Source organism: Paenibacillus sp. FSL R7-277, from assembly GCF_000517965.1.
Taxonomy (GTDB): Bacteria; Bacillota; Bacilli; order Paenibacillales; family Paenibacillaceae; genus Paenibacillus_AQ; species Paenibacillus_AQ silagei.
This window is the reverse complement of record NZ_ASPX01000057.1, coordinates 1-7,423: the sequence shown is the minus strand read 5'-3', so window position 1 is coordinate 7,423 and position 7,423 is coordinate 1. Positions and strand designations below refer to the sequence as shown.

At 54.8% G+C, this 7,423-nt stretch carries 8 protein-coding genes; all 8 read left to right on the top strand.

Annotated features, from left to right (window positions below; genetic code table 11):
• The first annotated feature begins 1 nt into the window (after position 1).
• The gene (locus tag C173_RS17820; protein WP_051478143.1) at positions 2-505 is read left to right on the top strand and encodes a nitrous oxide reductase accessory protein NosL; all 504 of its coding nucleotides are present in this window, start codon (positions 2-4) and stop codon (positions 503-505) included.
• Between the two features lie 2 nt (positions 506-507).
• Complete coding sequence (locus tag C173_RS17815; protein ID WP_036727008.1) at positions 508-1,329, top strand: ABC transporter permease; 822 nt, start codon at positions 508-510, stop codon at positions 1,327-1,329.
• On the top strand, positions 1,322-2,041 hold the full coding sequence (locus C173_RS17810) for an ABC transporter ATP-binding protein (RefSeq protein ID WP_036727007.1): 720 nt from the start codon (positions 1,322-1,324) through the stop codon (positions 2,039-2,041). Before C173_RS17815 ends, C173_RS17810 begins: the two co-directional genes overlap by 8 nt.
• A complete protein-coding gene (locus tag C173_RS17805) occupies positions 2,038-2,562 on the top strand; it encodes a TlpA family protein disulfide reductase (protein WP_036727005.1) in 525 nt (174 codons plus the stop codon). The genes C173_RS17810 and C173_RS17805 overlap by 4 nt, the downstream gene beginning before the upstream one ends.
• A 243-nt stretch (positions 2,563-2,805) precedes the next feature.
• Positions 2,806-4,128: an ABC transporter substrate-binding protein gene (locus C173_RS17800; RefSeq protein ID WP_036727004.1), complete on the top strand. Its 1,323-nt coding sequence runs from the start codon at positions 2,806-2,808 to the stop codon at positions 4,126-4,128.
• 85 nt (positions 4,129-4,213) lie between these two features.
• Positions 4,214-5,095 carry a carbohydrate ABC transporter permease gene (locus tag C173_RS17795; RefSeq protein ID WP_036727002.1) on the top strand — a complete coding sequence of 294 codons (882 nt, stop codon included), beginning with the start codon at positions 4,214-4,216 and terminating at the stop codon, positions 5,093-5,095.
• The gene (locus C173_RS17790; protein WP_081751222.1) at positions 5,095-5,913 is read left to right on the top strand and encodes a carbohydrate ABC transporter permease; all 819 of its coding nucleotides are present in this window, start codon (positions 5,095-5,097) and stop codon (positions 5,911-5,913) included. Before C173_RS17795 ends, C173_RS17790 begins: the two co-directional genes overlap by 1 nt.
• An 18-nt stretch (positions 5,914-5,931) precedes the next feature.
• The coding region (locus C173_RS17785; protein ID WP_051478142.1) for a beta-N-acetylhexosaminidase family protein at positions 5,932-7,423 on the top strand (1,492 nt) is incomplete at its 3' end.

Genomic DNA, 7,423 nt, shown 5'->3' with positions numbered 1-7,423 from the left:
GATCCTCGCGGCTTGCGGACAGAAGAAATACGAGCCGGTAGCGATTAATGAAGACACCGATATCTGTGTGGTCTGCAATATGCAGGTGAAGGATGATGCTTTTGCCACTCAGCTAACGACCAAGGACGGCAAGAATTACAAGTTCGACGATATCGGCTGTATGAATGAGTGGAAGAAGAGCAACGGCACGGAGCAGATCGGCATGGATTATGTCCGCGACTATAACGACAAGAGCTGGGTTGAATTCAGCAAGGCGAGCTATGTGTATGACGCTTCTCTGCGTACGCCGATGGCTTATGGAGTGATCAGCTTCAAGGATAAGGCGGCAGCAGAAGCATTCGTGAAGGAGCAGGCGCTAGGCACTGTGCTGACCGCCGGAGAGCTGGCCTCCCATGAATGGAAGCAGAACAAGGATATGATGAACATGGACATGCAGAGCGGAGAAGGTCATATGGAGGAGCATAGCTCAGAGGAAGGTACGCATTCCGAAGAGACGGATATGTGAGTATGGCTGACATCCTGCATATTGCCCGCAGAGAGCTTAAGATCGGCTTCCGCAACCCGTGGGCCTATTCCTTCCTGGCCTTGTTCTGTACCTTCAGTCTCGGGCTGCTGCTGATCCATGCGAATAACGTGGTCGAAGGCTATACTGCGGTTACGGGCTCCATGCTGAGCCTGATTCTGTATCTGTTGCCGCTGATGACGTTATTTCTGGGCTCCTTCTCGCTGACCTCGGAACGGGAAGACGGAAGCTGGCAGCTCTTATCCACCTATCCCATTGGAACCTTATCCTTCGTTCTGGGAAAATACACCGGGCTAGCCGCTGTCCTGCTGACGATTGTAGCGTTTGGTTACGGGCTGATGGGGCTGGTCAGCGGCCTGCTCGGAATGGCTTTTGCGGCGGATACTTACTTCCTGTTCCTGGCCTTCTCGGCAGGTCTGGTCCTGTTGTTCCTGACCCTTGCCCTCATCATCGGCTCGTTATCCCGCAACCGCTGGCAGGCCTTGACGATCTCTGTAGCGGTCTGGTTCTTCGCGGTGATCGGCTGGCCGACATTCCTGATCGCAGGCCTAGGGCTGCTCCCGTATCTCTGGATCAAGCCAGCGCTGATTGTGCTGACGATGCTTAATCCGGCTGAGCTGGTGCGCCTGTTCGTGGTGGTGAAGTTGGGCGGAGGGTCGGTTCTGGGGCCGGAATATTATCAGTGGGTGGAATGGATTAGCCGCCCGGGCGGCAGCCTGCTGTTCCTCGGGGTCTGCGCTGCCTGGGTGCTGCTGTCCATCTTAGCGGTATATTGGATCTGGGAGAGGGGGCGTTCCCGTGGATAATCCGCTAATTCAGGTGAAAGAGATTACCAAGGTCATCGGGCGGCAAACACTGGTCGAAGAAATCAGCTTCCAGGTTCCAGGCGGCAGCATACTTGCCCTGTGCGGCGGGAATGGAGCTGGCAAAAGCACGGTGCTGCGGATGGTAGCTGGCATTCTACAGCCGACTTCAGGCGAAATTACGGTAAACGGGCTGAAGTGGAAGCAATCCCGCAAGCGCTTTTCCATGCAGATCGGCTATATGCCAGATGATTATCAGTTCAGCCACGGGCTGTCTGCGGAAGAGCTGCTGAATTTCTGGGCGGCGCTGCGCCGGATTCCCAGACGCAAACAGCGGGTAGAGGAGGTGCTGGCTCTAGTCGGACTTGCGGATAAGCGCAACAGCCTGGTGACCACGTTCTCCAAGGGGATGCGCCAGCGTGTGCTGTTCGCGCAAGCGCTGCTGGCGAAGCCGCCGCTCCTGATTATGGATGAGCCGACTAACGGGCTGGACCCGTTCTGGATGAACGAATTCGTGAAGCTGCTGCAGGGCATCCGGGAAGAGGGGCATACGGTTCTCTTTTCCACTCATCAGCTGGAGATTGCGGATCGGGTGGCCGATCAGATTGTCTTCTTGAATCAGGGCAAGCATGTGGGGTCAGGCACTACGGCAGAGATCCGTACAGAGTTCGGTTCGCTGTACGCCGCCTTTCACCATAGTCTGGGGCTGGGATGAAGCTACGTCGGATCGTTACTCTGCTGATTATTGCCGCTGCCTTTGCTGCCGGAACCGGGGTATATCTTCAGCAGTCCAGCCAACCTCCAGCCGGGAGAATGACCGCAGGTGCTTCGGCTCCGGCGTTCGAAGCGGTAACCTTGCAGGGGGAGAAGGTGCGCCTCAGCGAATACAAGGGCCGGGTCGTACTGCTTAACTTCTGGGCGACCTGGTGCAAGCCCTGTATGCGGGAAATGCCGCTGTTAAATGAACTTAGCCAATCGGCAGAGCTTCCAGTCGAGACCTTGTTCGTGAACGCAGGAGAATCCAAGGGGACGGTATCGGAGTATATGGCGGAGCAACAATTCTCTTTTCCCGTCATTATCGATGTTACCGGAAGGATATCTGCCTCGTATAGCGTCAATGCACTGCCGTCAACTTATATCATCAATAAGGCGGGCGAGATAAGCAAAATCGTAGTCGGAGAGATCGGGGATCCCGATACGCTCAAGCAATGGCTGGCTGAGGCCGGAGCTGAATGAATGGGCTATTCTATTATATTCTATGCACAGCCTCCGCCTGCCGGGAAGATGCTTCCGGTGCAGGCGGAGGCTGTTTTGCGGGTAGGAAAAAGAAAAATTATTTCTTTTTTTAATTTATTTTAGGAAAAATACTTCATTTAATTAAAATTTCTGCTATACTCATTGCAAAGAGGGAGCAATAAGTCAGGAAGCCTGACGCGGGAAGGGCGCTCACCTTACACTTAATCTGAGGGGGAATGTGGTGTGGGAACTAACAGAAAGGGCTTCACAGTATCGCTGCTGCTGACCATGTCTATGCTGCTTGCGGCTTGCGGAGGAAATGGCAATACGAAGGGGACACCGGCTGCCGGAAGCACCGGAGAACCCGGCACGGGCGCTGAAGCTACGGCTGCGGCGGAGCCGGTGAAGCTTGAATTCTGGACGATTGCACTTCAGCCAACGTTCAATGATTACTTCAATAATCTAATCACCCAGTATGAGGACAGCCACCCCGGAGTAACGGTGGAGTGGAAGGACTATCCCTATGATGCCATCTCACAGCGGCTGTTGACCAGCACGGCCAGCGGCAAGAGCCCGGATGTCGTGAATCTGAACACCGAGTTCGCCAGCCAGCTAGGCAGCAAGGGAGCACTGCTGAATCTGAGCGAGTATCTGACGGATGAGCAGGCGAAGAGTTATTTCGAGGGGATTTATAATTCCACTGTATTCGATGGCAAGGCGTATGCACTTCCCTGGTACACTGGCACAGAAGTGCTGTTCATGAACAAGAAGCTGGTGGAGAAGGCGGGCCTCGACCCTGCGAACCCGCCGCAGACCCGCGAGGAGCTGGTGGAGTGGGCGCGTCAGGTTCATGAGAAGACCGGAGCAGCCGGGTATGCCCAGCAGCTGGTCTCCAAGCTGTTCCCCATCGACGGCATCTCAATCCTGAATGAGGACAAGACAGCCGCCGCCTTCAATACGCCGGAAGCAGAGGCGATGATTACCCAGATGCGCGACCTGATGAAGGAAGGGGTAGTGCTCAAGGAGGACGCGGATTTCAGCAAGCAGATTCAGTATTTCTCCGGTGAGCAGGTAGCCTTCCAATTGTCTGGTCCAACGTTCATCAACTTCATCAAGACCTCCGCGCCGGATGTCTACAAGAACACCATTGCAGTCCCGCTGCCGACAGGCAAGGCGAACCTGCGTCTCTCCAATTCGATGAATCTGGTCGTGCCGCAGAAGTCGAAGAACCCGCAGCAGGCGGTGGAATTCGCTGCCTTCCTTACGAATGCCGAGAATCAGACAGCCTTCTCCAAGGCCGCCAACACGCTGCCATCGAGCAAGGCGTCCATTCAGGATCCGTTCTTCACCGAGTCTGACGGCTCTCTGGAAGCTGAAGCGAAGGTGGCTTCCTCGCAGAGTCTGGATAAGGCTACCGATTACATGGTCGGCGTTCCAAGCGCCGCAGATATCAACTCTGCGCTGGCGCGGGGATTGCAGGAGATTCTGATGAACGGCGCGGATATCAAAGAGACGCTGAACAAGGTGGAGAAGGAAGTCAATACTATTATCAGTCAGGGTTCCTAAGCTGCTGAAGCATAGCCGATAAGGGGGAGCTTCTCCCCCAATGGATATATTTTGAGGGTATTTGAAGGAGTGGGAGGTGTAGAGGGTGTACAAGGGGTTTCGGTCTGAATCTTTTACCGCATGGGCGTTTATGGCGCCGGGGCTGCTGTTTCTGGCGGTGTTTACCTTTTGGCCGATTATTTACGGTATACCGCTCTCGTTGACAGATTATTCTGTCATTACAGAGACGAATTATGTAGGTCTGGAGAACTTCACACGGGCCTTCCAAGATCATAATTTCCTGATTTCACTGTGGAATTCACTGGTATATGTGCTGATTGTGCCGGTGATCCAGATCATTTCGATCTTAATGGCAATTCTGGTCAACAGCCGGATTCCTGGAGTCAAAATGTTCCGGGCCGCCTACTATATACCGGTCGTCACTTCGATGGTTGCGGTGGCGCTGATCTGGAGCTGGCTGCTCGGCAATAACGGAGTTGTCAATTACCTGCTGCTGAAGGCAGGGATTATCAGTGAGCAGGTCTCCTGGCTATCGACGAGCAGCACGGCGCTGTATGTTCTAATGTTCATTACGATGTGGAAGGGCCTCGGCTATTACATGATGCTCTATCTGGCTGGGCTTCAAGGCATTCCTGCAGATCTGTATGAGGCCGCAAGAGTGGATGGTGCAGGGCCGTTGCGGCTGATTGTACATGTGACGCTGCCGCTGTTGCGCCCGCATATTCTGTTCTGCACGCTGATCTCGGTGATGGGCGCGATCCGTGTGTTCGATGAGGTCTACATTCTGACTAAGGGCGGACCGGGGACGTCCACACTGACCTCAAGCGTCTATATTTTTCAAAAAGGGCTGGAGCAGTTCAACTTCGGCTATGCCTCGGCGCTCGGGCTGATCGTCAGTGTGATGGTGGGAGCGCTTAGTGTACTCGTATTCAGACTGAACCGGAAAGGCGGGGTGAATTCCTATTGATGCCGCGTAGCTTGCGTGTTCTAATCACTTATCTGCTGCTGATCCTGCTTGCCCTGTTCATGATGGGGCCGTTCCTGTGGCTGCTCAGTGTCTCGCTGATGCCGGGGCGCAACGTGTTTGCGAACCCGCCGGCCATTCTGCCCACCTTCATTGCGTTCGATAACTATGTGCAGGTGTGGAACTTCATGAATTTTCCGCGATACATTCTGAATACGGTCATCATCACGCTGCTGGGAGTCGTGTTCAACATTATTCTATCCTGTCTGACGGCTTATCCGCTGGCGGCCTTCCGGTTCAAGGGCCGGAACCTGGTCTTCACGCTGCTGATCTCGACCATGATTATTCCGTCAGCAACCGCTATGATTGTGCATTATCTGACGATTCAGGCTTTTCAGCTGGGCAATACGTTCTTCGGCGTTGTTCTTCCGGCAGCGGTGTCCGTGTTCAATATCTTCCTGATGCGCCAGACGTTCCTGGGTATTCCGGCAGACATCCGGGATTCTGGTAAAATGGACGGAGCCTCAGAGCTGCGCATCTTCATTCAACTGGTCATGCCGCTCGTCAAGCCGGGGATTGCGGTGATTGGATTACTGGAGGTCATGGCGTTCTGGAACAACTTCCTGTGGCCGATTGTCGTCCTGGAGGACCCGGAGAAGTATCCGCTCGCTGCGGCGCTTACGTATCTGAACGGGCAATTCTCCTATAACTTCGGCTGGATTGCCGCCGGAACCATGATCTCGGTGCTGCCGATCATCCTCGTGTTCCTGTTCACGCAGAAGTATTATATGGAAGGGATTGCCGGCGCGATAAAAGGCTAACTAAGGAGGCATAACTCAATGGGAATTTCGTTACGGGACTGCCAATATCTGTTCCGCGACTATTATACGCAAGGGAAAGAGCTGGTGGTAGAGGGCCCGCAGCTGCGCTGTGAGCTGGCCTCGCGGTATGCGATGAATCAGGATGTAAACGGGCTACTTGCTGAAGGCGGAGACATCGTAATTCTGGAACCGGCCGGACCGGGCGTAGCCACTGCTGATAAAGGCAATGCGCAGCTGATGCTGGAGTATGACGGCGGGCTCGTTGCGGACGGATACCGGCTGGTGATTGGAGAGGATGCGAAGCTTGTTGTCGCTGCGTCTAACCGTCGGGGGCTGAAGTACGGGCTGGATGCGCTGAAAATGCTCCTGACCGTGGAGGAGGATTGCTGCCGCCTGCCGGTGGTTACGGTGGAGGATGAGCCTTCTTTTCCGGTGCGGGGCATTATTGAAGGCTTCTATGGCGTGCCATGGAGCTTCGCGGACCGGATGGATTCGGTCAGTTATATGAGCGGGCACCGGATGAACGCCTTCATGTACGCGCCGAAGGATGATCTCTATCACCGGAAGCTATGGCGTGAGCCGTACCCGGACGATGTGTTCACCAGGATTCATGATCTTAAGCTGGAATGCGACAAGCATCTGGTGGATTTCTACTATTGTATTAGCCCGGGCAATGATCTGGAATTCCGCAGCCAAGGCGACTTCGCGAAGCTGGAGGAGAAGCTTGCGGCCATGATCGCGATTGGAGTGCGGCATTTCGCACTGCTGATGGATGACATAGATTATGTGCTCCAAGGCGACAACAAGCAGTTCCTGGAGCGCTCCGGGACCGCCCATGCCTATGTGACGAACCGGGTCTATGATTACCTAGCCGGTTGTCTGCCGCACTTCACCCTGGCTATGTGTCCATCGGAATACTGGTCGTATTGGAATACGGAGTACAAGAAGGATATCCGGGAGCAGCTTCATCCTGCTGTCAAAGTGTTCTGGACCGGCTATTTCGTCTTCGCCCCGGAGATTGGCCGGGGGCATGCGGAGGATAATTACAGTTTTTACGGGCATGAGCTGTGGCTATGGGACAATATTCCGGTGAATGACTGCGATAAGGACCGGCTGTTCCTCGATCCGGTGCGCGGGCGCAGCTCCCGGCTCGGCAATTACGGGCATACAGCGGTCGTTGCCAATCCGATGAATCAGTGGGAATGCTCCAAGATCACGCTTAACACGATGGCCCATTATATGTGGAACAGCGAGCGTTATATGCCGGAGCTGTCCTGGGAGCTGTCTGTGCGTGAATTCGCCGGGGAGCTGGCGGAGGACATGATGTTCTTCTGCCGCCAGAATCTGAACAGCCGCCTGTATTCCGGCGGCTACCCGGAGCTGGACGATGCGCTGGCAGAGCGCGATCTGGAGCGGCTGGACGCTTATTTCAGCCGGCTGGAGCAGACGGCCGTGCGGCTTGGCGGCTTAGAGAATGCCAAGTTTATCGAAGAGGCAGGGCCTTGGCTGC

Excerpts from the sequence above, each read along its gene's own strand:
- C173_RS17815 (WP_036727008.1), top strand. The coding sequence starts at position 508 with ATGGCTGACATCCTGCATATTGCCCGCAGAGAGCTTAAGATCGGCTTC.
- C173_RS17805 (WP_036727005.1), top strand. The coding sequence starts at position 2,038 with ATGAAGCTACGTCGGATCGTTACTCTGCTGATTATTGCCGCTGCCTTT.
- C173_RS17790 (WP_081751222.1), top strand. The coding sequence starts at position 5,095 with ATGCCGCGTAGCTTGCGTGTTCTAATCACTTATCTGCTGCTGATCCTG.